This is a genomic window from Ammoniphilus sp. YIM 78166 (assembly GCF_004522215.1).
Lineage (GTDB): Bacteria > Bacillota > Bacilli > Aneurinibacillales > RAOX-1 > YIM-78166.
Genome location: NZ_SDLR01000001.1, coordinates 1,002,764 through 1,028,235 on the forward strand (window position 1 = coordinate 1,002,764; position 25,472 = coordinate 1,028,235).

Annotated in this window: 23 protein-coding genes; 15 read left to right on the top strand and 8 right to left on the bottom strand. The window is 44.1% G+C overall.

Going from position 1 to position 25,472, the window contains the following annotated elements:
• Positions 1 to 7 precede the first annotated feature (7 nt).
• A complete protein-coding gene (locus EIZ58_RS04990; protein WP_134699384.1) occupies positions 8 to 991 on the bottom strand; it encodes a glycoside hydrolase family 43 protein in 984 nt (327 codons plus the stop codon).
• 190 nt (positions 992 to 1,181) lie between these two features.
• On the opposite strand from EIZ58_RS04990, the gene EIZ58_RS04995 reads away from it, so the two are divergent.
• From EIZ58_RS04995 to EIZ58_RS05015, 5 genes are all read left to right on the top strand, one after another.
• Positions 1,182 to 2,894, top strand: a complete 1,713-nt coding sequence (locus EIZ58_RS04995) for a cache domain-containing sensor histidine kinase (protein WP_167577495.1) — start codon at positions 1,182 to 1,184, stop codon at positions 2,892 to 2,894.
• Positions 2,891 to 3,655: a response regulator transcription factor gene (locus EIZ58_RS05000; RefSeq protein ID WP_134699386.1), complete on the top strand. Its 765-nt coding sequence runs from the start codon at positions 2,891 to 2,893 to the stop codon at positions 3,653 to 3,655. Before EIZ58_RS04995 ends, EIZ58_RS05000 begins: the two co-directional genes overlap by 4 nt.
• A gap of 121 nt (positions 3,656 to 3,776) precedes the next feature.
• Entirely contained in the window at positions 3,777 to 5,096 is a 1,320-nt protein-coding gene (locus EIZ58_RS05005; RefSeq protein ID WP_240688973.1) for an extracellular solute-binding protein, read from the top strand.
• 99 nt (positions 5,097 to 5,195) lie between these two features.
• Positions 5,196 to 6,074 (top strand): carbohydrate ABC transporter permease, encoded by an 879-nt coding sequence (locus EIZ58_RS05010; protein ID WP_134699387.1) that lies wholly within the window; start codon positions 5,196 to 5,198, stop codon positions 6,072 to 6,074.
• Between the two features lie 55 nt (positions 6,075 to 6,129).
• On the top strand, positions 6,130 to 6,984 hold the full coding sequence (locus EIZ58_RS05015) for a carbohydrate ABC transporter permease (RefSeq protein WP_240688974.1): 855 nt from the start codon (positions 6,130 to 6,132) through the stop codon (positions 6,982 to 6,984).
• Between the two features lie 24 nt (positions 6,985 to 7,008).
• On the opposite strand, the gene EIZ58_RS05020 is transcribed toward EIZ58_RS05015, so the two are convergent.
• The gene (locus EIZ58_RS05020; RefSeq protein ID WP_167577496.1) at positions 7,009 to 7,605 is read right to left on the bottom strand and encodes a YesL family protein; all 597 of its coding nucleotides are present in this window, start codon (positions 7,603 to 7,605) and stop codon (positions 7,009 to 7,011) included.
• A 119-nt stretch (positions 7,606 to 7,724) separates the two neighbouring features.
• Positions 7,725 to 8,102, bottom strand: coding sequence for a VOC family protein (locus EIZ58_RS05025; protein ID WP_134699390.1), 378 nt, complete (start codon positions 8,100 to 8,102; stop codon positions 7,725 to 7,727).
• 138 nt (positions 8,103 to 8,240) lie between these two features.
• On the opposite strand from EIZ58_RS05025, the gene EIZ58_RS05030 reads away from it, so the two are divergent.
• From EIZ58_RS05030 to EIZ58_RS05065, 8 genes are all read left to right on the top strand, one after another.
• The gene (locus EIZ58_RS05030; protein ID WP_134699391.1) at positions 8,241 to 8,711 is read left to right on the top strand and encodes a DUF2306 domain-containing protein; all 471 of its coding nucleotides are present in this window, start codon (positions 8,241 to 8,243) and stop codon (positions 8,709 to 8,711) included.
• Between the two features lie 42 nt (positions 8,712 to 8,753).
• Positions 8,754 to 9,626, top strand: a complete 873-nt coding sequence (locus EIZ58_RS05035; RefSeq protein WP_134699392.1) for a VOC family protein — start codon at positions 8,754 to 8,756, stop codon at positions 9,624 to 9,626.
• Positions 9,627 to 9,762: 136 nt separating this feature from the next.
• Positions 9,763 to 10,839, top strand: coding sequence for a ParM/StbA family protein (locus tag EIZ58_RS05040; protein WP_167577497.1), 1,077 nt, complete (start codon positions 9,763 to 9,765; stop codon positions 10,837 to 10,839).
• A 12-nt stretch (positions 10,840 to 10,851) separates the two neighbouring features.
• Positions 10,852 to 11,340 carry a hypothetical protein gene (locus EIZ58_RS05045; protein WP_134699394.1) on the top strand — a complete coding sequence of 163 codons (489 nt, stop codon included), beginning with the start codon at positions 10,852 to 10,854 and terminating at the stop codon, positions 11,338 to 11,340.
• A gap of 122 nt (positions 11,341 to 11,462) precedes the next feature.
• Positions 11,463 to 13,112, top strand: a complete 1,650-nt coding sequence (locus EIZ58_RS05050) for a spore germination protein (protein ID WP_134699395.1) — start codon at positions 11,463 to 11,465, stop codon at positions 13,110 to 13,112.
• A 24-nt stretch (positions 13,113 to 13,136) separates the two neighbouring features.
• A complete protein-coding gene (locus EIZ58_RS05055) occupies positions 13,137 to 14,231 on the top strand; it encodes a GerAB/ArcD/ProY family transporter (protein WP_134699396.1) in 1,095 nt (364 codons plus the stop codon).
• Positions 14,224 to 15,372, top strand: coding sequence for a Ger(x)C family spore germination protein (locus tag EIZ58_RS05060; RefSeq protein WP_134699397.1), 1,149 nt, complete (start codon positions 14,224 to 14,226; stop codon positions 15,370 to 15,372). The genes EIZ58_RS05055 and EIZ58_RS05060 overlap by 8 nt, the downstream gene beginning before the upstream one ends.
• A 115-nt stretch (positions 15,373 to 15,487) precedes the next feature.
• Positions 15,488 to 16,750, top strand: coding sequence for a Glu/Leu/Phe/Val family dehydrogenase (locus tag EIZ58_RS05065; protein WP_134699398.1), 1,263 nt, complete (start codon positions 15,488 to 15,490; stop codon positions 16,748 to 16,750).
• 51 nt (positions 16,751 to 16,801) lie between these two features.
• Here EIZ58_RS05065 and EIZ58_RS05070 read toward each other — a convergent pair whose 3' ends face one another.
• Positions 16,802 to 17,740 (bottom strand): response regulator, encoded by a 939-nt coding sequence (locus EIZ58_RS05070; RefSeq protein ID WP_134699399.1) that lies wholly within the window; start codon positions 17,738 to 17,740, stop codon positions 16,802 to 16,804.
• A gap of 4 nt (positions 17,741 to 17,744) precedes the next feature.
• A complete protein-coding gene (locus EIZ58_RS05075; RefSeq protein WP_370297609.1) occupies positions 17,745 to 19,064 on the bottom strand; it encodes an ATP-binding protein in 1,320 nt (439 codons plus the stop codon).
• Between the two features lie 168 nt (positions 19,065 to 19,232).
• On the opposite strand from EIZ58_RS05075, the gene EIZ58_RS05080 reads away from it, so the two are divergent.
• Entirely contained in the window at positions 19,233 to 20,195 is a 963-nt protein-coding gene (locus EIZ58_RS05080; protein ID WP_134699400.1) for a glutaminase, read from the top strand.
• 31 nt (positions 20,196 to 20,226) lie between these two features.
• On the top strand, positions 20,227 to 21,654 hold the full coding sequence (locus EIZ58_RS05085; protein WP_134699401.1) for an alanine/glycine:cation symporter family protein: 1,428 nt from the start codon (positions 20,227 to 20,229) through the stop codon (positions 21,652 to 21,654).
• An 80-nt stretch (positions 21,655 to 21,734) separates the two neighbouring features.
• Here the strand turns inward: EIZ58_RS05085 and EIZ58_RS05090 are convergent, their stop codons facing one another.
• The 3 genes from EIZ58_RS05090 to EIZ58_RS05100 all read right to left on the bottom strand — a co-directional run bounded on the left by EIZ58_RS05090 (position 21,735) and on the right by EIZ58_RS05100 (position 25,221).
• Positions 21,735 to 22,373, bottom strand: a complete 639-nt coding sequence (locus tag EIZ58_RS05090) for an ABC transporter ATP-binding protein (protein WP_134699402.1) — start codon at positions 22,371 to 22,373, stop codon at positions 21,735 to 21,737.
• 2 nt (positions 22,374 to 22,375) lie between these two features.
• Positions 22,376 to 24,007, bottom strand: coding sequence for an ABC transporter permease (locus EIZ58_RS05095; RefSeq protein ID WP_134699403.1), 1,632 nt, complete (start codon positions 24,005 to 24,007; stop codon positions 22,376 to 22,378).
• 122 nt (positions 24,008 to 24,129) lie between these two features.
• A complete protein-coding gene (locus tag EIZ58_RS05100) occupies positions 24,130 to 25,221 on the bottom strand; it encodes a Fe(3+) ABC transporter substrate-binding protein (RefSeq protein WP_134699404.1) in 1,092 nt (363 codons plus the stop codon).
• Between the last annotated feature and the right edge of the window lie 251 nt (positions 25,222 to 25,472).

Genomic DNA, 25,472 nt, shown 5'->3' on the forward strand with positions numbered 1-25,472 from the left:
TAACGGATTAATCTTGATAAGGATCGATGGTCTGAATCGTCCCATCTTCATTATAGCGAAGTTCTGCGTACTTCACGGAACGTTGGTGGTTCAGCCCTCCTGACAAGGAGCAGTCATGGTAAAATAGGTACCATTTCCCCTCAAACTTAACGATAGAGTGATGGGTCGTCCAACCGATGACAGGTTTGAGGATTGTTCCTTTATAGACAAAAGGGCCCTTCGGATTTTTACTTATTGCATACGCAATATAATGGGTTGTTCCGGTAGAATAAGAAAGATAATAATAGTCGTTATATTTATGAAGCCAAGGGCCTTCAAAATATCTTCGTTCCTCATCACCCGAAAGGAGAGGGTTTCCCTGCTCATCCACGATCGATATTTCCTGTGGCTTTTCTTTGAAGGTAAGCATATCTTCGTTTAATTCAGCCACCATGGGTCCTAGAGCCGGCTCATTTTTATCCGGACCCTCCGCATCGGGTTTGAAGGTTCCCGTCTGCCATTTTTCAAGCTGGCCTCCCCATAGTCCGCCAAAATACATGTAAGCTCTTTGATCCTCATCGATAAAAACGGCAGGATCTATACTGAAGCTGCCTGGGATGTAATGGTCTTGTGGAGTAAAGGGACCAGCAGGACTAGAGCTCGTGGCTACTCCAATACGAAAGATATCGTCATGATCTCTTGCAGGGAAAAATAAATAGTACGTATTGTTTTTATAAGCGGCATCTGGCGCCCACATCTGTTTTTTGGCCCAAGGGACATCCTTGACGTGCAGTACCTGCCCGTGGTCTACGCAGGGTGAATTGAAATCCTCTAGGGATAAAACATGATAATCTTCCATGGCATATTGGTCCCCATTGTCGTTGGAAGGTTGATCATGGACAAGATCATGGGATGGATAGATGTAGATCTTGCCTTCAAATACATGAGCGGAAGGGTCTGCGGTAAAGATATGCGTGACTAATGGTTCATTTGGTTTTGGAATTTTACTCATGTTCACTTCTCCTTATCCAATTCAACTGGTCTATTCATTCTTCTATGGTAACAGAAGCAACACACTTTGTGCAACCGTTAAACTAACTATTATTTTATCTCTAACAAAAGGCAGGTTCTGCATTAGGCAAAAGGGTGGACCGTATGGTACTCTCATATCAATTAAACCGATTCGTTGGGGGTTAATCATCGTGAATACGCTACGAAATCAAATACTCCTTGTCTACTTGTTGGCCATGGTAGCGGTTCTGCTATTGGTCAGCGGAGTCAGCTATAATATCGTGTTAAGCCTGATTCAAGAAAAGGCGGAAAGCCAAATTCAACAAACCGCAAGGGAAGCAACGGGCCGTATAGAGTCGCTCTATCAGCAAATCAATAATATCAGTATCCAAGTGGCTACTCATCCAGAGGTACAACAGCTGTTGACCCAAGAGATGATGAACCGCCCCATTCGCTTTTCGGAAAGACAGTCTCTGATGGAAACCATGAATAAGCTTCAAAGCTATGCCGACGGCATTATAGGAATGGAGCTCTATACCAAAGCGCATGATAGGCTCGTTCCGTTGGATGATCTTAATTTATCCAGTCGTTTAAAAGACGAATGGATTGAACGGGCAGAAAGGGAGCAAGGCGGGCTGGTGTGGGTAGGAAGAACCCCTGGATCTCCTCATGATTTCCTTGCTATTCGGAGCGTGAGCTTGTTCCACCAATCTTTCGCCTCGGGAGGATATTTGTTGATTCAAGTTAGCCCTTACTATTTTCAGTTGGCCAATTCCATCGAGCGGGGGAGTTATATGGTCTTGCTCGATCAGAATCAGGAGCTCATCACCTCCAATTATCCTAAAAATTTAAAGGAAGTCCTACCGATTGAAGAATCTAGGGTTACGATAGAGGGTAGCGAGTTCATAATCGTGAAGCAAAAATCTAGATCCACAGGCTGGACGGTTGCGATCTTGACTCCTGTTGACACCCTCATGAAGGGCGTTATGGTTCTTCAAACGGCCACCTTTTTATCGGGGCTTATTGGTGTGTTGCTATTTATCATTCTTTCTTATTTTCTCTCTACTATGATTACCAAGCCGATAAATAAATTAACGAAAGCGATCAAGCAAAGGAAAGAAGGCGAGTTATTGCTTACACCGGCAACCTCGTCCACATCAGAAGTCCAGGAATTAAATCATGCGTATAACCACATGGCTAAGGAAATTAATCATTTGATTCAAGTGGTGTATGAAAAAGAATTGGTCCGGAGCAGAGCAGAATTGAAGGCCTTACAATCCCAGATAAATCCTCATTTTCTTTACAATACGCTCAATGCCATTTATTGGTCCTTAGAGGAACGAGGGGAAGAGGAGCTAGGGGAACTGATTATCGCGTTGTCTGATTTATTCCGCTATACCATTGATGACCACTCAAAAAATGAATGGGTCACGATCAAACAGGAGTTGGATCATATCGAAAAATATATGCAGCTCATGAAGTTTAGACTTCAGCATTTTACATGGGAGATCCTTCTTACTGAAACATACGAGCAGGTTAAAATTCCAAAGCTTACCTTTCAGCCATTAGTGGAAAACGCTATACTCCACGGCTTTAATAAGCAAACGGAAGCAGGGATCATTACGATTGAGGTGGGAAAATCCACCAGGCCAGGTTGGCTCTTGTGCAAAATCACGGACAATGGCCAGGGCATGGACAAGGAGTTGGTACAGAAGCTGATGAGTCATATGGAAATGGGAAAGACCACGGAAGCTAAAGGAAGCGGGATCGCCCTGATAAATGTGAATCAACGACTGAAGCTCTACTATAAAGACCATCCTATCGAAGGAATCAAGATAAAGAGCGAAGTGAATAAAGGAACTTGCTTTCATTTTGAAGTTCCAATACAGGGAGCGGAGTCATGAAAAAAAACATTTTGCTCGTTGATGATGAGCCCATAACTCTCCAAGGGCTGAAGAAAACGCTGGAATCCTGGGCCAAGGGAACCTATGAAATCCTCACAGCCCACGATGGAGAGGAGGCCATGGAGGTATGTAAGCAACAGATGGTTCATTTGCTCATCACAGATATTTCCATGCCGGAGATGACGGGATTAGAAATGCTTAAAGCACTGAAACAGAGCACGGCCTCATTTCCGGTCGTCATCATTATCTCTGCTTATTCGGAATTTAAATACGCGAAGGAAGCGATTGAAATCGGCGTCGTTAATTATCTTCTTAAGCCTATAAAGAAGGACAAATTGATTGAAGAGGTCGAGAAAGCCTTAGAAATAGAGGAAAAGCGCCACCGTTTTAACTTAATTGAAAAAGTGGTTGATGAAAGACTGGTCCGGTTCAAAGCAGAAGAGGCGAGTGAGGGTCCATTAAAGAAAGCCGTGGATTATATAGAAAAGCATATCCACCAGCCCTTGACCCTTAAGGAAGTCGCCAATCATGTCCATTTAAACCCCAGTTACTTTAGCGTGTGGTTCAAAGAGCAGACCCAAATCACTTTCAGTGAATATGTCACGCGAAGCAGGATACAAAAAGCGAAGGGTTTATTGTTGAATTCCAATCTGTCGGTTAACGAAATTGCAGAGCTCGTGGGCTATAGCACTTCTAAATACTTCATTAAGATCTTTAAAGAGTATGAAGGCGTGACCCCCCATAAATATAAAAAGGACTAGTTCCTCAGAACTAAAAATAATAGGATTTTACCTAATCATCGTAGCCTTACTCCAGGAAGATCCGATGCTAAAATGTAAATATAGAAAGTCCATCACAAGAATACAGGAGGTAATGACCTTGTTGAAAAAGAAAGCACTTCCATTAGTTGCAGCAATGACCTTGCTTGTGTCAGGTGTATTAAGCGGTTGTGGTGGAGGTCAAACCAGCGGTGGTCCGACTCCGAGTGCAGATGCCGGTGAAAACGTAACCGTGAAGTTCATGCATTTGTGGCCGGCTGGAAGCTCGAAGCAGCATAATATGATTGTAAGCAATATTGTAGAAGAGTACCAGACTGCGAATCCGAACGTCAAGATTGATCTAGAGGTATTATCCAACGATCAATATAAAGAAAAAATCAAAGTATTGGCTTCGTCTAACCAATTGCCGGATATCGGATTGACTTGGGCTGCTGGATACCTTCAGCCTTATGTAGAAGGCAACAAGTTCGCCACTCTTGATGATGTGCTAGATGGAGGACTGCGTGACTCTTTTGTTTCAGGAACAACCGAAGCTTATGCAGTAGATGGAAAAACCTACGGTCTTCCGCTTGAGCTTAATATCGCACCAATCTATTATAATAAAGAAATTTTCAAAAAGTACAATCTAGAGGTTCCAAAGACCTTCGATGAATTTAAGACTGTTGTGAAAACGCTTGCTGATAATGGGATTGCTCCGATTACAGTGGGGAATAAAGAACCTTGGACAGGCTCCATGTGGTATATGTATTTGGCGGACCGCATCGGCGGACCGGAAGCGCTAACCAACGCGATTAATCGTACAAGCAGCTTTGAAGATCCGGCCTTAATTCAAGCCGCTGCAGAAATTCAGAACTTGGTTGATCTCAATGCTTTTGTAAAAGGATACAACGGACTTTCCAATGAGGAAGCAAAAGGACCTTTCATGAATGGTCAGGCAGGCATGTACATGATGGGAACGTGGGAGCTGCCAAACTATACGACAAATGAAGATGTACCCAAAGAATTCAAAGACTCCATTGGCTTCTTTAAGTTCCCTACAGTAGAAGGTGGAAAAGGGGATAGCAACAGCTTCGTTGGAGGTCCTGGCGTAGGGCTATTTGTTTCCGAAAACTCTAAAGTAAAAGAGCAAGCTAAAGATTTTGCCGCATTCTTTGTACAAAAGTGGGGAGAAAGATCGGTCACAGATGCCGGGGTTATCCCAGCAACCAAAGTCGATACCTCTAAATTAGATTTGCCGCAAATGTATATTGATGTTCTAAATGAGTTAAGCAATGCTTCCAATATCACGCTTTATGCGGATGTTCAAATGAGTGCAGCGGTGGCCCAAGTCCACTTGAACATGATCCAATCCTTATACGGCAAGCAAATTTCACCGGAAGAATTTGCCAAGAAGCAAGAAGAAGCACTATCCAATGATAAATAATTAAGTTAAATAGTTTTGCAAAAAGGGCATATGAAAAAAGATGGATATGCCCTTTTTCAATAGGGCATATTCTTACATTTTTCTAAAGGGGATGAAAAAATGAACAAAGTCATGTCGAATAAATTTATCATCGGATTGTATGTTATCCCCGCCCTTCTTCTCATCATGATCTTAATTTATATCCCGATCGTATTAACCGGGTATTATGGTTTGATGAAGTGGGATGGGATTGGACAAATGACCTTCATCGGTCTAGATAATTACACCAAGTTATTAAGTGATCAGCAATTTTGGAAAAGCACCTTGCATTCTTTCCTTTTAGCCCTATTCTCTGCTCTTAGTCTGGTTGGATACCTAGCGGTTTCGCTTGTCCTCGCTGCGAAAATCAAAGGGGCTAACCTGTTAAGAAAAATATACTTAATCCCGATGCTGTTATCTTCTGTTGCCATTGCCCAGCTATGGTTAAAAATCTATCATCCGTCAAACGGATTACTGAACAGCTTTCTTATCTCCATTGGTATTGATAATCCACCGGCATGGCTGGCTGAGCCGCATTTAGTATTAGGGGCCATCTTCGTCCCCATCATTTGGCAGTATGCTGGGTTTTATATATTAATCTACTATGCAGCTCTTAAGAACATCCCAGATTCCGTTATTGAAGCAGCAAAGATTGATGGGGCGTCTCCATGGCAAATTGCCTATAAAATTAAGCTTCCGCTTATTGCTGGAGTAATTAAAGTTACCATTGTATTAGCTATTGTCGGATCCCTCAAGTACTTTGACTTGATCTATGTCATGACTGGCGGCGGCCCGAATGGTGCAAGTGAGGTTATCGCTTCCTATATGTATAAGCAAGCCTTTGCCAGCTATAACTTTGGATACGGAAGCGCGATCGGCTTCGCCCTATTATTATTTTGTTTACTCGTCACCCTTCTCATTCGGAAGTTAACGGCTACGGATGAGGAAATTCAGTACTAAGGGAGGTTAGCAACCAATGAACACTACGGAGCAGCTGCAGTCCAACCGTAAAGTCATGGAAGGGTTACACCCAAAACGAAACGTCTTAGAGCAAATTGGGTACGGTATTTTATATTCTATTCTTGGCGTAATTGCTTTTTTTCAAATCTATCCGCTCATTTGGCTGGTCTTGTTCTCCCTAAAATCGAACCAGGAAGTGTTTAATGCATCCCCGTTTGCCTTGCCGATTGATCCCAAGTGGGGGAATTACATTAACGTTTGGACACAAGGGAATATTAGCCTATACTTTTTTAACAGTGTCTGGATCACAGCCGTTTCCGTTACATTAACGGTACTGGCAGCAAGTTTGGTCACCTTCGCCATAACAAGAATGCAGTGGAAGCTGAGCAAGCTGGTATTAGGTTTATTTATGATAGGACTCATGATTCCAGTGCACTCTACCTTAATCCCCTTGTTTGATTTTTTCTTAAAGCTTAACTTGATTGATCATCCATTAGCGATCATTCTGACGTATACGGCCTTTAACCTGCCGCTTACTATCATGATTTTACTCGGGTTCTACTATGCTTTGCCACGTGAAATTGAGGAAGCAGCTGTCATCGATGGATGTTCGGTCCACCGTATTTTCTTCCAGATCACGTTGCCGATGACCATGCCGGTTATCTCCACGACAGCGATCATTAATATGATTTACAACTGGAATGAATTCGTATTTATTAATACCTTTATCAGCTCCGATAAGTTTAAGACGTTAACCGTCGGGATCCAAAACTTTATTGGACAGTATTCCACGGACTGGGGAGCGATTGGAGCAACGTTAGTCATCAGCATTCTTCCCATCTTGATTGTCTTCTTCTTCTTAAGCAATAAGATCGTCGAAGGAATTGCATCCGGCGCTGTTAAAGGATAGATCAGAAAAAAAGAAGCCCTATAGTCAACCGACTTTAGGGCTTCTTTTGCGCTCCACCTGTAAAATTCCTTGATAACAGCACCACATGATCACAACAGCTGAAGCACTTCCCCCGAAAAAAATGGCTAATGGCGGCAAAATGTTCACCAAGAGATACATCAAGGCCAAGGCAAGAAGCATTACAACCGTATACATGGGATTAATGAGCATGATAAAGAGGGCATTCTTAAAGACCTGAAAGAGACTGACATCATAATGGACATAGATAGGAAAAACATATAAGATCACCAAGCTAAACAGCAGGACCAACAGAAATAGAGGATATTTGCTCCATTGCAGTAACGGTTGGGAAGCCTGGTTGATAACCGAAAATTCAAAGTAGATGAAAAAGCCAATCCCTACAAGAATCCCCCCTAATCCATTGCTCCTGATCCACTCGCTTTTATATGTAGTCCAAAACGTTTTAAATATCGGAATATCAGCCTGCCCTAGAATCCATTTTCGTATAACAGCAAACATCGCAACGGTCGACGGAAAAAAGCCTAACAAAACCACTCCTAGCAACGTAAATCCAATCCATAAGAAATTGACGAAGGCAAGCCTCATAATCCACTCGCTCACCCTATAGATAAATGATCCCACCAAGTTCAAGGCTGTTTCACTCCTTAGACATGCAATAGTAGTAGTATAACATGTCTCTTGGAGGCCATGCGGTACCAAATGCTAAGCTATTTATTATCCTATTTATCTTCTCTTAATAAATACTCATTACCATCTTGATCCTTGAAGTTGAACATGGTTCCAAACGGCATTCTCACCATTTCTCCTACATCTACTCCGTTTTGCTTCATGCTTTCATATGCCGATTCGATATCCGTTGTGCTGAAAAGAATCGAGGGATGTGCAACCGCAGCTGGTTTTTGCTGTTCCATAGCCGACTTGGAGTAAAGGACTAGTGTGGTAAATTCGTCTTCGCTTGGCCCGACTTCGATCCAGGAAAGTCCAGGTCCCATGGGTTGCTCCATTTTTAAGACGAAGCCGATTCTTTTGAGCCAAAAGTCTTTAGCCTGCTCTTGGTCTTGTACATAAACGGTAACTTTTCCTATTTTATTGATCATTTTCAAGTCTCCTGTTCCAATTTTTTCTCGATAGTTGATTTTATCAAATCAGGTATGTCAAAAACAAATTTTTGCCGGCGGTTGGCACTTCCTGGTAAAATGAAGAAAAGAATGCTTGTGTATAAGGAGAGGAAAATTTTGTTTACCTTATTTCTATTAACCCATATCCTAACTGGTTTCGTTTGTTTAATTAGTGGCATAATTGCCATGGCTGCAAGGAAAAAGAGGGGGACCCATACGTTATCAGGTGAAATCTACCACGGGGCCTACGTCTTGGTTTTTATTACCTCAGTCGTCATGTCTATCATTCATTGGGAAGAAAGTGCTTATCTCTTTTACATTGGCACTTTTTCCTATGCGCTTGCGTTATTAGGCTATTTATCTGCCAAATTCAAATGGAAGAACTGGTTAGGCTCACATATTGGAGGAATGCTCGGTTCTTACATCGGTATCGTTACAGCTACGATCGTAGTTAATATCTCTAAGATTCCGGTTTTAAACGAGCTGCCTGTGCTCATCTTTTGGTTTTTGCCTACGATAATGGGAACACCGTTCATCATCAGAATCGGGAGAAAGTATAAGACCTCCAAAAAGAGGGTAAGCATTTAAAAAAGCAAAGCTGTCACTACCACATTCAAGGAGGGGAATGGGATGCAGAAGATTAGTCCATATCTGTGGTTTAATGGGCAAGCAGAGGAGGCTGGCCAATTCTATGTTTCTATCTTTCAGAACTCAAGAATAGTCAAGGTAAATCGTTTGAGAACCGATAATCCTGAAACCACGCTCGTTTCTACCACTTTTGAACTAGAAGGGCAAACGTTTAAGGCCTTAGATGGAGGACCGCAATACCAGATCACGCCAGCCCTTTCGTTTTTCGTAAATGCAGACACCACAGAGGAGGTTGACCAGCTTTGGCAGAAGCTGTCCGCGGGCGGATTTATCATGATGCCCTTGGATGCCTATCCCTTCAGCGAAAAATTTGGATGGGTACAGGATCGCTTCGGTGTTTCATGGCAAATCAACTTGGGCAGCCGCAAGCAAAAAATCACACCTTTTCTTATGTTTGTCGGAGAGCAGCATGGTAAGACCGAGGAAGCCATGCGCTTTTACTTTACCTTGTTTGATCATTCCAGCATGAATCAGATCGTACGTTTTGAGCAAGGGGAAGGCGAGCCCGAAGGAACAGTGAAGCACGCAGTGTTCTCTCTCCATGGACAGGAGTTCATGGCCATGGAAAGCGCCTTAGGGCATCCTTTTACTTTTACAGAAGCCCTATCTTTGTTTGTCAGTTGCGAAACGCAGGAGGAAATTGATCTACTTTGGGACAAACTTTCTGAAGGGGGACAAACCCAAGCGTGCGGCTGGCTTAAGGATCGATTTGGCGTTTCATGGCAAATCGTTCCGGGTGTATTAAGCAAGCTCTTGTATGAGTCCGATCCTGCGGTATCTTCGAGGGTGATGAAAGTCGCCCTTAAGATGAAAAAATTTGATATTAAAACGCTGTTGCAAACAGCTAAGGAATGAACCCAAAAGGTCTGAACCCACAAGATGTGGACTCAGACCTTTTTTCATATGTCACACACTGTCGCCTCCTATCATATTATTTTGTGAGTTGGGCTCTAATTTTTGTTTTATTCCTTATCTGATGGAGGGGTACAAAGTGGCTAAAAATAAACTCATTATTATGGGAATCGATCACGGGAATGGGTACTTTAAAGGTTTCAGCAATGACTCAAAGGGAATCGTTCTGCCGAGCGGATTTTTAACAAAAGAGAGTGTGACAAGAGAAGATTCCACGGGAGTAGGGGATATCAAATACAATGAGTTTGAATCCAGTTTATTTTCCGGAGAACGCTACGTGTGGGGGAACGACATCAATAAAGCTAAAGGAAGATTTCTTTCTACTTATACCAATGAGGACCGATATACACAAAAACAGTTTAAGCTGTTAAGCCAGTTTGGCTTAGCTAGCCTGATCACAGCTAAGAAAGGAGTATTTGACGTTTTGCTTGTTACCGGATGCCCTTCGCGAGAAAAAGGAACCAAACGGGAACAGGAATTGATTAAGGTGTTTAAGGGCAAGCACACGGTACAAATGAACAATGGACAAAAGACAATCCATGTCAGGGAATGCAAGGTGTTGCCTCAGCCTCTCGGAACCGTTCTCGATCTATACATTGATAAGAATGGTAATGTGGAAAGCGAAGAAATGGCCACCTCCTACATTGGCATCATCGATATTGGCTCCGGTACAACAGATTGCGATGGAATTGAATCGTTAAAAGCAATGCCTGAGGACCGGCACACCATCCCGGTTGGAGTTTACGAAATTTACCAGCGCCTTGCCGATTATATTAATTCCCAAAACATTGATGCCTATGCTACAGCGCGTAGTGTCGAACTGCAGTTTGACAAAGATGAATACCAAGCCTCTAAACGGCTGGCAGTCCCCATCAAAGAGGCGAAGGAACGAATTGTCCGGGAAACGGCTGAGTATCTCATCAATCAGCTTCAATTGCGTTGGAAAAACAGGAGCAAATTTGACATCGTCCTTTTGACTGGGGGCGGGGCCCAGCTGATGCAGCCCTGGTTCAAAGACTTCATCAAAGACATACGGGTAATTCAGGATTATCAAATTGCGAATGCTAGGGGCTTCCTGAAGTTCGGCCTATTGCTCTCCAAGGACTACGAGATCCAACCTCATGAGGAAATAGTAGAAGAGACCGTAACAAGCTAGGAGCTGATTCCTGTGAAGAAAAGCGAATCGATTGTTTTCGATGTAAATTTTTCAGATTTTGAAAACAAGGGCAAGGCGGATCGTTTTTTTGCACTCTATAAACAATTGCGGAGAAATCGTGAGTTAAGACGATTCTGCCGTGAAGCTTTTATGGAAAAGGCCCAACGTTACCTAGGCGGGGCGGAGGAACAACACGCAGAACTTCAAAAGTATATTAAGTCGAGAGGGATCGGATATGTTCTTGATTCCCTGCGAGAAAAGGAAAATCCCCAACCCGCATTGGTTTTGGACCAAACACACCTGGAAAGTTTGACGGAGAAAATCATTGAAGTGTTAAGAACCAAATTACCTCACAGCGAAGACCTTCCGGAACCGGATAATCAAATTACTACCCTAAAGGCTGTTGAAGCCACAGAATCTATGACGATCCATGAAATCGAGGCAAATCCATTATCACCCCCTCATAAACCAAATATGGAGAAGTTAAAGGCTTTGTTGTGATATCACGCGTCGAGAAAGATGATCTCTGTATTAAGCAGGGTTCATCTTTTTATTTTCCAAACTGAACATAGTTATTGGGATTTTGAGGGAAAATATTTCAAAAAGCAACCAAGGGGCTCAACATGGTGTGGCAAAGATTAGTGGCACTACTTCCTGAACTGAAGATCTGGATAGGGGCTTTGATTTCTTTTCTTCTTCCCTATAGCATATCAAAAATTTCTCAAGTATTACCTAGTGGAAAAAACCAGCTGTATAAACGTTTCTCTAACAGGAGGGCGACATCAGACAAGAAAAAGGCCGACCAGCAGGAACTGAAATTCAATAGACGACTTCAACCGAACCTGGAAACGATAAAAGAGGCTATTGGACATAGCCCTGACGTCATCTTTCGCGAGTTTAAGATTGGATACTCAGAATGGAAAGTAGCGGTTGTATACGTAGATGGTTTGATAGATAAGGATACCCTTCACACCCACGTAACCGAACCTCTTACTCACAATCGAGCGTTATTGGAAGGCACGATCGAACGCGCCAAACGGAGCATTCTTGACCATATTATTACATCCACGCAAGTACAGGAAGTGACTGATGTAAATCAATGCATTTTAGAGGTGCTTTCCGGAAATGCGGCCTTATTTCTAGATGGCGTAGACACGTGCTTAGTCCTTGGGACAACAGGCTGGGAGAGTCGCTCTGTAGATGAGCCCGTCACGGAAGCACTCGTGCGAGGCCCTCGTGACGGTTTCGTGGAGACTCTCCGCAGCAATACAGCCTTACTCCGCAGGAGAATTAAAGATCCCAACTTTACGATGGTCAACTATAAAGTAGGCCGACGCTCTAAAAAAGATCTCTCCGTTATCTATATTAGGGGACTTACCAACGAGGAACTGGTTGACGAAGTAAAACGAAGAGTCGAGCGTATTGATATTGATGATGTTCCAGAGTCGGGGTATGTTGAACAGCTAATTGAAGACAACTACCTCTCGCCTTTTCCTCAGGTGCAAAATACAGAACGGCCGGACCGCGTGGTGAGCGCATTAATGGAAGGGCGCGTGGCCCTGTTGCTGGATGGAACCCCTTTTGCTCTAATCGTTCCCGTTACGTTTCCCATGCTGATGACCTCGCCGGAAGACTATTATGAGCGCTGGATGCCAGGATCGCTAATTCGGATCATGCGTTATTTCGCAGCATTTATGGCTTTATTTCTTCCGGCCCTTTATATCGCGCTCATCTCCTATCACCACGGACTCATTCCAACGAAATTGGTTCTCTCCGTAGCCTCAGGGAGGGAAGGTGTACCTTTCCCTTCTATTATTGAAGCATTGATCATGGAAGTGACCATCGAAGTGCTTCGAGAAGCAGGGGTCCGCTTGCCGAAGCCAGTCGGACAGGCTATTGGTATTGTTGGCGGCCTGGTCATCGGTCAAGCCGCGGTACAAGCAGGGATCGTTAGCCCGATTATGGTCATTGTGGTCGCCTTGACTGCGATTTCCTCTTTCGCTTTCCCGCAATATGGAGCGGGGATCGCCATTCGGATGCTTCGATTTGGCATGATGCTGGCAGCTGCAGTCCTGGGTTTGTATGGCATCATTTTGTTCTATGTGGTCATCAATGTGCATCTTGTGAAGCTTAAAAGCTTTGGGGTAAATTATTTGTCCCCTTTCACTCCCTACCGGGTAGCGGATTGGAAAGATCTAATTATAAGATTGCCGTTGATGTTCATGAAAGAACGTCCCGAAATGAACAAAACCCAAAATCGGAGACGCCAATAAAGTGGCTCAAAGGAGGTCTTTACTGTGATTTCGCATCCAAAAGATCAAATCACGACCATTCAATCGGCCTTAATCGTCACCAATGTGATCATCGCAACAGGCATCATTACGCTTCCTCGGGCCGTGGCGAAGGAAGTGGGGACTCCAGATGGATGGATCTCGGTGATCCTTGGCGGTCTGATGGCCTTATTTTTTGGTTGGGTTGTAGGAAAAGTGAGTCAGCGTTTTCCTGGTCAAAGTTTTTATCAGTACAGCCAAGAAGTGGCGGGAAAGTTTCTGGGTAGGGTTCATGGGCTGCTGCTCATCGTATTCCTCATCGTATCGGCTGGCTATCAAGCGCGAATCATGGGTGAAGTTATCCGCATGTACCTGCTGGATACTACCCCACTTGAAGTGATTATCATTAGTTTTATGTGTGTGGGGGTGTACTTAACAAAGGCGGGAATCAATCCGATTGGACGAATAAGTGAACTGTTTTTCCTAGTGATCATCGTTCTACTACTCTTCCTGATCATATTCAGTTTCCGAAATTTCGAATTGGATAATCTTCGTCCCGTTCTCGGAGAGGGATTTCTTCCCGTATGGAAAGGAATTAATGCCACGGCGCTTTCTTATGGCGGTTTCGAGTTGATGCTTGCTTTGGTCTTTTTCATGAAAGAGCCACAAAAGGCAGCGAGATCCATCATGGCTGGCATCACCATTGTCATCCCTTTTTATACGTTAGTCGTAATATTGGCTATTGGCACGTTGACATTAGAGGAGGTGAAGACGCTAACCTGGCCAATGATGTCCGTGGCCAAAGCCATTGAGCTGCCGGGGGGATTTTTCGAACGGTTTGAGGCTTTATTCGTTGTTCTCTGGGTTATGGCCATGTATACTTCCTTTGTTCCGTTTCACTATACGGCTTGTCTGGGGCTGGGGCAATTCTTCAAGAAGGATCACCATATATTCGCATTAGGGTTACTGCCTTTGATTTACATGGTTGCGTTATATCCGGAAAATTTGAATAGTGTGTTCAAACTGGGCGAGTATCTTGGATACTCCTACTTATTACTGGGAGCAGTAATGCCTCTTTACTTCTGGATGATCGCGAAGATAAGGAGGAAGGGAATTGATTAAATATAAAAGGACGTTGAGCGCACTATCTCTCCTTTTCCTGCTGCTTTCTGCGGGCTGCTGGGATCGTAAGGAGATTGAAGATACCGGAATAGTCTTGGGACTCGGGATGGATAAAGGCAAGCACAATCGAATTTCATTGATCCACCAATTCGCTGTTACGAATCCTTCGTCTGAAAAAGAAGGAGGGGGAACGCAGGGGAATTATGTTAATGTGATAAATGAAAGTGCATCAATATTTGCAGGCATTCGAGAACTGGCCACACAGTCAGAACGAGCGCCAAGCTATGAGCATTTGCAGGTCATTGTGATCAGCGAGGATATTGCACGCACAATCGATTTAAATGAAATCATCAACTTTCTCATGCGCAATACGGAGTCCAGACGTACAATCAAGATGGTCATTGCTCAAGGGGAAGCCAAGGAAGTTTTTGAGAGGTCTCCATCCATTGAACAGAACCCTTCGTTGAAATTAAATGATCTGATGCATCATACCAATAAGACTTTGCGCATGGCTCCTCAACTCAATTTGGGGGATTTTTCGGAAAGGATAACAGCAAAAAGAAGCTTTGTCATTCAACGAGTAATCATTTCCAAAAAAGACATGAAAATATCCGGCGCTGCCATTATCAAGGGGGAAAGCGCCAAGATGGCTGGGTGGCTGGAAGCAGAAGAGACCGAAGGACTCAATTGGCTGAGCGGGAAAGGAAAAGCGGGGCTGATTGAAGGGGTGGATCCTGAAACGGGTCAGCTTATCGTATATGAAGTAGGAAAAATGGAAAGCCGGATTAAACCCCAGGTCAAGGGAGGCCGAATCACTTTTACGGTGGATATCTCAACGGAAGGAAAGTTAAGAGAGGACTGGCTGCTACCCGGAAACGCCTTCGAGCAGGAGTTTATTAAAAAAGCTGAAAAGGTAACAGAAAAGGAAATCCTACGTTTAGCTGAAAAGGCTTTAGCTAAAACTCAGAAAGATTTTAAAGTAGATGTGGCCGGTTTCGGAAAGAAGCTGAGCATTCAATATCCTCAGGTGTGGAAAAAAGTAAAGAAGGATTGGGACAACCACTTCAGCGAAGTGCCTGTAGAGATTAAGGCTAACGTGCACATTCATGAATATGGAACAAGAGGAACGAAGTCGGGATAGACTGCCATTTGGCAGTCTTTTTTAGTACGAAATTTTGAGGTTTCCAGTTTCTTTCTGTAGTCCGACTATACAATAAATGAGGTGGTTGGAAACGCTTTTAAAAGGAGGAACGAACATGAGCTTGCAAACGCTGGACAAAGAGCAGTTGAATGTATTTCAAAGAACACAGCAGGTGATTGGGGTTGCGCTTAAAAATTTGGGGTATGGACAAGAAATGCAAGAATTGCTGAAGGAGCCTCTACGATTATTGACCGTGCGTATACCCGTTAGGATGGACAATGGCTCGGTCAAGGTTTTCACGGGCTATCGGGCCCAGCATAATGATGCGGTAGGACCTACGAAAGGAGGCATTCGTTTTCACCCAGAGGTAACTGAAGAAGAGGTCAAAGCGCTCTCCATCTGGATGAGCATTAAATGCGGCATTACGGGGCTTCCCTATGGAGGGGGAAAAGGCGGAATCCAGTGCGATCCGCGATCGATGTCCTTTCGAGAATTGGAGCGTTTGAGCCGCGGCTATGTTCGGGCAATCAGTCAGCTTGTTGGACCGACCAAAGATATTCCAGCCCCTGATGTGTTTACCAATTCCCAAGTCATGGCATGGATGATGGACGAGTACAGCCGCATCCGTGAATTTGATTCGCCGGGCTTTATCACGGGCAAGCCATTGGTTTTGGGGGGGTCAGCAGGGAGAGAATCTTCCACTGCTAAAGGCGTGACGATTGTCATGAGAGAGGCAGCCAATATGGCGGGTATCTCTATTGAGGGTGCAAGGGTCATCATTCAGGGATTTGGGAATGCAGGTAGTTTTCTAGCTAAGTTCCTCTATGACGCGGGAGCGAAAGTGGTGGGTATATCTGATGCCTATGGGGCCCTATATGATGCGGACGGACTGGAAATCTACGATTTGCTGGATAAGCGGGATTCTTTTGGCACGGTCACGAATCTCTTTAACAATCGAATCACGAATCGTGAGCTGTTGGTACAGGAGTGTGATATTTTAGTGCCAGCGGCGATCGAAAATCAGATTACAGAGGAAAATGCCTCCTCGATTAAAGCGAGGATTCTAGTCGAGGCTGCCAATGGTCCTACGACTCTAAAAGCTACAGAAATCTTGACTCAAAGAGGCGTCTTGATTGTCCCTGATGTACTGGCTAGTGCCGGAGGCGTAATTGTATCTTATTTCGAATGGGTACAAAACAACCAGGGCTACTATTGGTCAGAGGAAGAGGTGGAGGAAAAACTGGAAAAGATCTTGATCTCTTCCTTTTCAAATGTCTACCGGACAGCAGAACAAAAAGGGATCGATATGAGGTTGTCCGCTTACATGGTTGGCTTAAGACGGATGGCAGAAGCAGTGAAATGGAGAGGGTGGGTCTGATTGATGTAAAACAAAGAGGTACTTTAAGCCAGTACCTCTTTTCTTTTGTTGTCAATATGACTCCGATTGAACTTGTTTCGCTTCATGATAGAGAACTTGGATAAATTTCTTGGTATTAATTCGGGCAAGAGAGGTTGTCGATGGAGAACTTGTCTCTAATTCCGTCATCCTTTTTCTTACACAGGAGAAATCGAAAAACTTGGAGGCGTAATTTTCAAATTTCCAATTTGAAAAATCAGTAAGGCCGAGGGACGCCAAATGCGTCATCGATTGGTTGATTGCACGACGGACCCGTTGTTCTGAGGCTTTAATTTCTTTTTTTAATGCGGTCTCTTCAGCTGATGGTCCAAGTCTTTTCTGAGCTAGATCCCAAAAGATCTCTTTTAGGGCAGGAACACCTTGATTTAACGTTTGAGTCTGCTCATATTGATGCAAATAATCCAGCATGTCCAGTAGATCCTTACTTCCGCTGTCACCAGCTATCCCCAATTCAGATAGAAGAAACCGGCCTGAAGCCCTAATAGGCTGCTTGTTTGAAGACTTTTGCGGTTCCACCTCTTGCGTGTGATTGAGCTTAAGCACGGAATGAAGTGATTTATGAATGTCCTGGATTGATTTTTCTAATTGAATGCGTTCGATCACTTTTCGAATGATGGTCACTACTTCGACCCTATTGACCGGTTTCGTTATATAGTACTCAATGCCGAGAGAATAGGCCTCACAAACCAGCTCCTTAGATTCCACTTGAGAAATCATGATGATCTTTCCCTTGAATAAAGGTTTGAGTTGACGAATCGTTTCAATTCCGTCTTGATTCGGCATGAGCAAATCGATCAATAGAATATCGATATTTTTAAAATTCAGCGTTTGCGCATCGAGAGATGAGCCATCTTCGGCTTCTCCAGCGACTTCACCAAGATCTTCATCTTCGATGATCTGAGCAAGCATCGAGCGGACAGCTTCATCGTCGTCCGTAATATAGAAAACCATCGAGTCACCCCTTTTCCGTTAAATTTATTATCGGCAGCCGTATTGAGAAGGTCGTTCTTTTTCCTTCCTGCCCATCTTCAACCGCAATGTCACCCTCCAGTTGTTCCACCATTACCTTCGTATAGGATAGACCGATACCTGTTGAGGGGGTGCCGGACAGATCATATTTGGATGTGAAACCCGGCTTAAAAATTAAATGTTTTTGCTTCGGCAAAATGCCTGGACCATCATCGCTAATTTGAAATTCAACGGACTCATCATTTCGACGAATACGGACTTCAATATTTCCGGTGTGTTGGATGGCTTCTACCGCGTTTGCGACAATATTATTGATGATCGACAGCATGATGAAAGCGTGGTAGGGAGGATGAGTTCCTTTTATCCCATAGGTAAATTGGATATCTTTACCCAATAACTGCGCATATTTCTCATTAGTTCGCACGATAATGTCAACGAGTTGATGCAGGTCCATATAATCCGTTGTGCTTTCGTCCGATATGAGTTTGGAAAGTCCAGCAAATATCCGCTGGTTATCTTTTTTAATTTCGTGGACTTCCCCGGCGATTTCCAATGCCTCTTTTCGGCATTCCTCAAGCGGTACTGCGCTGTGCTCTTGTTTTAAGCGGTTGAGACTTCTGTATAAATCATACGATTTTTTAGTGATGCTTTCCGCATTTTGTAGTGTCTTCTTCAAGTGGATCGATTCCTCAAATAAATTGGATACCAGCATGAGCATGTGTTCATTCTGCTTTCGAATTTGCCTCTCCCTTGATTGGGCTTCATACAACTTCATTATACTGAAAAAGCTTATCACGATAAAACTATGGGAGAACGCGATAAGGATGATTTGATGCAGGTCTTCCAGCGTGAGAAGTAGCTGTTCTAACAGGAAGGATTGCGCCAATAACTCTGAGAGGTCAGACAAGATTTCAATGACAATGCCAGCTCCCCCAATGACCAAAGGGTGCCTGTCAAAATGGCTGAGTTTAGTCCAATAAACAAGAACAGAAAAAGTGAAATAGTAAAAAAAACTGGAGTAGTGCGCATGAAATGAGGATACCCAAACAAAATCCCCATGAGTGAAATAATCTAATAAAATTCGAAAACCTGCCACCCAGGCCCCTGTCAAAAAACCAGGGATTACGGACGGGATTTTTCGAAACAACAGCAAAAAAAAGAAAAAGGTGGGGGCTCCAAAGCTGACCCGGAAGGTTTCATTGAATGGATAAAAATTCAATTCGCCAGCTAATGGCACCGCCAACATCATAAGAACAAGAATATAGATATCTTTTCTCAATATAGGACAGTTGTTCAAAAATGTCACTTCCTAATTTTGTTTACAGCGATGTTTTTATTTAAACCATGACAGCGACGAAAAGTCAAAAAATTATTTTATGTATTTTTTCTGTTGTTTTTTGTTTCATTCTGTAGTTCAGCCTTAGAATGATAAAAGGATTTGAAAGCGTTTTTAATCAAGAAAAGGTAGGGGTCGATGTTGATGATTACAGGTGTGATAAAGAATGGCTTGGATGAATGGGTGACACATTATCGTTCGTTTTCTGCTAATGGACAGTGTGCCACGTATATTCCTGCACTGGGAGAAGCTGATCCCTCTCAATTGGGCATCTGCATCATAGATCCTGATGGAAAAGTCTTAAGAGCAGGGGATTGGAACGTTTCCTTCACGATGCAAAGCATCTCGAAAGTGATCACCTTTATGGCTGCATGTTCCCATCGCGGTATCCCTTACGTGATGGACCGGGTGGATGTGGAGCCAACGGGGGATGCCTTCAACTCCATTATCCGCCTGGAAATGCATAAGCCGGGCAAGCCCTTTAATCCCATGATCAATGCCGGCGCGATCACTACCGCTTCTCTTCTTCCAGGAGAATCAGCGAAAAAAAAAGCAGATTCGGTGTACGCTTTATTCGAAAAAATGACAGGAAAGCGTCCTGCCATTAAGGAGGAAGTCTATCATTCCGAATGGCAAACAGCCCATCGAAACAGAGCCTTAGCTCACTATTTGAAAGAGTCCGGTTATTTGGAAGCAGAGGTGGAGGAAACGTTAGAAGTGTACTTTAAACTCTGCTCGTTAGAAGTAACCACAGAAGACATCGCTTTGATAGGACTGATTCTTGCCCAAGATGGATTTCATCCGATACAGAACGAGCAAATCTTGCCTAAACAAGTGGCTAGGATAACCAAAGCCCTCATGCTGACTTGCGGAATGTACAATGCTTCTGGGAAATTTGCTGCTTTTGTTGGAATACCAGCTAAAAGCGGAGTGTCAGGCGGTATTATGGCAGCTGTTCCATCTGGATTAAGAAAATTTCCTTTTCATTACGGTTGCGGAATTGGAGTCTATGGACCGGCTATTGACGAGTACGGCAATAGCCTCGCGGGAATTAGGCTATTGGAACATATAGTGCAGGAATGGGATCTCAGTATTTTTTAAAAGATAGAATAGAAATGAAGGGAATGATTGGATGTTGGAAAATTTTGTTGCTGTAGGGAATGATCTTTTATGGTCCTATGTTCTCATTGCGATGCTAATTATTGTCGGTTTATATTTCACTTATAAGACTAAATTTATACAAATAAGACAACTTGGTGAGATGATCAGGCTGCTAAGAGAGGGCGTGGGTGAATCAGTAAACGGTGGAAAGGGGGTTTCTGCTTTTGGAGCTTTTGCTCTGAGTACCGCCTCACGTGTCGGAACAGGCAATTTAGCGGGGGTTTCACTGGCTATCTCTATTGGTGGACCTGGAGCTGTGTTCTGGATGTGGCTGATCGCTCTAATCGGTTCGGCTTCTGCGTTCGTAGAAGCTACTCTGGCTCAAGTTTATAAAGTTAAAGATCAAGGCGGCTTTCGCGGCGGTCCTGCTTATTATATGGAAAAAGGCTTAAATAAACGATGGATGGGCATTATTTTTGCTATTTTAATTACGACTAGCTTTGGACTCGTTTTTAATGCCGTACAAGCGAATACCATAACGCTAGCCGTCGAAAATGCTTATGGCATCGACCGGATAGTAACGGGTATATTTCTTGCTGCTGTGACTGCTTACATCATTTTCGGGGGTGTAAAACGAATCGTCGCCATATCGGAATGGCTAGTGCCAATTATGGCCGGAGGATACCTGTTGATTGCTGGATACGTAATGATTGTCAATTTCTCTGAGCTTCCTGCCGCAATCACACTCATAGTTAAAAGCGCCTTTGGTTTAGAACAAGCTTTTGGTGGCGGTATGGGTGCTGCTATGCTGATGGGGATTAAAAGAGGTCTTTTCTCCAATGAAGCAGGAATGGGGAGTGCGCCTAACGCTGCCGCTACTGCAGATGTGAGCCATCCTGTCAAGCAAGGTCTGATTCAAGCGCTCGGCGTATTTGTGGATACCCTTTTGATTTGCAGTGCTACAGCGTTTATTGTTTTATTATCGGACTCTTATCAAACTGAAGGCTTGGAGGGCATACAACTACTGCAAGTGGCTTTGAGCTCCCAAGTCGGTTCTTGGGCTATGAGTTTTGTCGCTATTGCTGTACTGCTTTTTGCATTCACATCTGTTGTAGGAAATTATTATTACGGACAAACCAATATTGAATTTATTCATTCCAATAAAAAGTGGATCTTTGTCTATCGTTTGGCTGTGGTGGGCATGACGTTGTTCGGATCTATCGCTAAAGTCTCGATCGTATGGGATTTGGCTGACTTGTTTATGGCGCTCATGGCGCTCACCAACCTGATTGCCATCCTTTTACTTGGGAAAATTGCATTTGCAGCATTAGAGGACTATCTTCAGCAAAGGAAGCAAGGGGCAGATCCGGTATTCCAGGCAAGCTGTATAGCAGGCCTCATGAATGCCGAGTGTTGGGAAGAAGAACAGGACGCGAAGAAAGAAGAGAGAATATCTTAAGAATCTATCGTTTGCCTACAAGTGAAAAGCTAATAAAAGAAAGCCCTCTGGTATTCGAGTCCAGAGGGCTTCATTTTTTTTTAACTCATTTTAATGGCTCTATCGCATATCGCTTCAACATCTTGATGATCATGGGTGACAAACATGCAGGTCATGCCGGCTTTTCGTAGGATCTCTTGAATCTCGCAGCGTATCGAGCTCTTGAGGTCGGCATCCAGGTTACTAAATGGCTCATCCATCAGCAAAACCGAGGGCTGGGGAGCCAGCGCCCGGGCAATGGCCACTCGCTGCTGTTGACCTCCACTAAGTTCATGGGGATAACGGGAAGCAAAATCTCCGAGTTGAACTAATTCTAGCATTTCCTGTGCGCGACTCATGCGATCCCGACGAGGGAGACGGTGCAGACCAAAGGCGACATTCTGGGCAACCGTCAAATGTGGGAACAGCGCGTAATCCTGAAACACCATTCCGACTCCTCGCTGTTCGGGCGAAACACAAGTCCGGTCATCGACAACGGTTTTGCCCGAGAGCATAACTTTTCCCTCAGAAGGATGTTCCAATCCCGCTAGTACGCGCAGCAAAGTGCTCTTCCCACTGCCGCTGGGGCCGAGTACGCCAACGATTTCTCCTTTATTAACGGAGAAGGATAAATCATGAAAGACGGGTTCTTGCTTTCGATGATATTGAAATGAAATCGAGCAAACTTCAACTACAGTCATCCTTATTTCTCCTCCCCGATACGATGGAATAATAGAACGGAAAGCATGCTAACGGCAATAATGCATAGGGATGGGATAGAAGCCTCAAAAATCCGTTCATCACTTGCATATTGATAGGTTTTGGTAGCAAGCGTTTCAAAATTAAAAGGACGTAACAGTAGGGCTAAAGGCAATTCTTTTAAGATTTCTACAAAGGTTAGAATGGCTCCCGTCAACAGGGCGCGACGCAGGAGGGGAAGATCCACCTTCCAAAACGTCCGCGTGATTCCTAAGCCTAACAAGCGAGAGGCTTGGAGGTACGAAGTGCCTATTCTTTCATAGCCCGAATCCACTGCATTGTAACCTGTTGCCATAAACCGAACCACGTAGCCAAAGATGAGCATCGCGATAGAGAGACTTAACCACAAGGCCTCTTCCCCACGCCATTGGGAAAGCTGATGGTCCAATCCGATAAACACATGCAAAACTCCAACGGCAATAACAGCACCGGGAATGGAGTAGCCAGCGGTAACAGCTTTCGCTAACAAATTCGAGAACAAACTGGGCTGCAAGCGACAGCTGTTGGCTACCAGGACGGACACCACCATGATGATGGCTGTGGCGATCGCTGCGACCTTGAACGTGTTGGCCATTAGTTGGTAAAAAGCAGACGTCCAGACGCTCTCAAAAGACCATGTTGCCCAGACGATCAGTTGTACGAAGGGAATAAGGAACGAAAAGGCAAACACTAGTGAACAAGCGATCCAAGCCAGCCCTGCCTGTACACCGGTGAGACGCTTCGGTAAAAACGAACGGGATTTGCTGGTCGATGCACTAAATTTCCGGTTACTCCGCAAGAAGTGTTCGAGAGCAAATAGCCCTAATATGCCGACCATCAACCAAGCGGCCAGACGTATGGCAGAATCCACATCGTACATCCCAAACCATGTCTTAAATATCGCGGTAGAGATGGTCTGGACACCAAAATAACTGACCACGCCAAAATCACTCAACACCTCAAAGGTGACTAGCATCAGGCTGCCTACAAGAGCAGGGCGACACAGGGGAAGCGCTACGGTAAAGAAGATACTGAAGGGTCCCCGACCTAGCAGTCTAGCATTTTCAATATAAGATCCGCTCTGCTTCGAGAAAAAAGCTTTAGTCAAAAGAAATACATACGGGAAGAGGAAAAGGGTGAAGATCATCACCGCACCTCTCATGGACATAACGCCAAACCAGCTTGGGTCCGGGGAATAGCTGAAATAGTCTCGCATCGTTTTTTGCACAATCCCGGTATAACTAAACATATTACTATAAGTATAAGCGGCAATATATGGGGGAACAGCGAGCGGCAGCAACAACGCCCAGCTGAAAAAGCGCTTCATGGGAAAATCATAGGCGGTGACGAGCCAAGCTAAGCTTACCCCGATACAGGCGGTAAGAAGCACGGTCATGAGTACCAATTGGGTGGATTGGATCACCGCATCGACTAATACATATTCTCGAATATGTCCCCAGTTCTCAGTTGCCGGCTGAATAATAGATAAGAGGATCGAAAGAATCGGTAGCAAAATCACCAACGCAGCCACGATACTTGGTATCCACCAGCTATGAAGTTGTCTTCGCAGATCTCGGATGTATCTGAGGTTCGTCACAGCACGTCACTCATTTCAATTAGATACTGATAATGATTATCGCTCTTTGTATACTAGCACTTGTATCCGAAATTTGTCAATGTCAAAAACGGGCAGCCGTTTCGTGCTGCCCGTTAAGAAGATTATTTCCAACCCACTTGGTTCATGATTTCTGTTGCTTTTTTATTGTTTGTAGCCAAAGCGGAGTAGTCTAGCTCTTGAGCCTTGAAGCTTCCCCAGCCCTTTAGAAGGTCAGGCAGTTCAGCTTCTGCATTCACAGGGAATTCGAAGTTCTCATTGGCTGCGATCGTTTGAGCTTCTTTGGACGTTAAGAATTCAACAAGCTTAATGGCATTTTCTTTGTTCTTACTAGACTTAAGAAGACCTGCTCCGCTAATATTCACATGCGTTCCAGTCGTTTCTTGGTTCGGGAAAAACACGCCAATCTGCTCTGCTACTTTTACTTCTTCTGGATCTTTCGAAACATGCATCAATCCTACATAGTAGGTGTTCGAAATTCCAACATCCCCTTGGCCTGCAACGATGGCTTTCATCTGATCACGGTCTCCGCCTTCAGGGTCACGGGCCATGTTTCCAACGATTCCTTTGGCCCATTCAGTCGTTTGCTCTTCGCCATTCAATTCAATGAAGGAAGCCAATAAAGATTGGTTATACGTGCTGCTAGAAGAGCGAACGAGGACTTTCCCTTTCCACGCTTCCGTAGCTAAATCCTCATACGTGGACAATTGTTCTGGTTTCACACGGTCTTTAGCATACACAATCACCCGGGCGCGGGTGGAGATACCTACCCAAAGATTTTCCGGGTCTTTAAATTGGGCAGGAACCTGGCTGTTTAATGTCTCAGATTCCATCGGCTGGAACATCTCTTCCGCATTGTTCAAAGCTCCTCCATCAACCGTGATGAAGAGGTCAGCAGGAGAACTGTTGCCTTCGCGCTTCAAACGTTCTGTCAGCTCATCTGCCTTGCCTTTTACCACATTTACCGTAATACCAGTTTGAGCTTTAAATTCTTCGAATAATTTATCATCGACTTCATAATGACGAGCCGTATAGACATTGACTTCCTGAGGTCCTGCAGGAGCTGCATCTGCCTTAGGAGCTTCCTGAGAAGGTTGTGCTGGTTGTGTTTGAGTTTGACCGGCCCCGCATGCGCTAAGAAGCGAGGTAGCAAGAGCTGCTGTTAGTAGAGTGGACACCCACTTGAATTTTTTCATTTTTCCCCCATCCTTTTCTATGTATTAATGAGAATCAATCTCGTTGACCATATGATAACATTTATCAATTTCAATGGTCAAGGGTTTTGCTGAAAAAAAGAGAGATTGACAGTCAGAAGAAACTCCATTAATCTAATATCAAATCAATAATGTGGATTGTGACTGGATTGCCAGGCAAGACCAATTGAGTGAAGGGAAGAAAACGGATGTTTTCGTCTCTTTAGTTCGATTTGGTCTTTTTTTATTGGCCA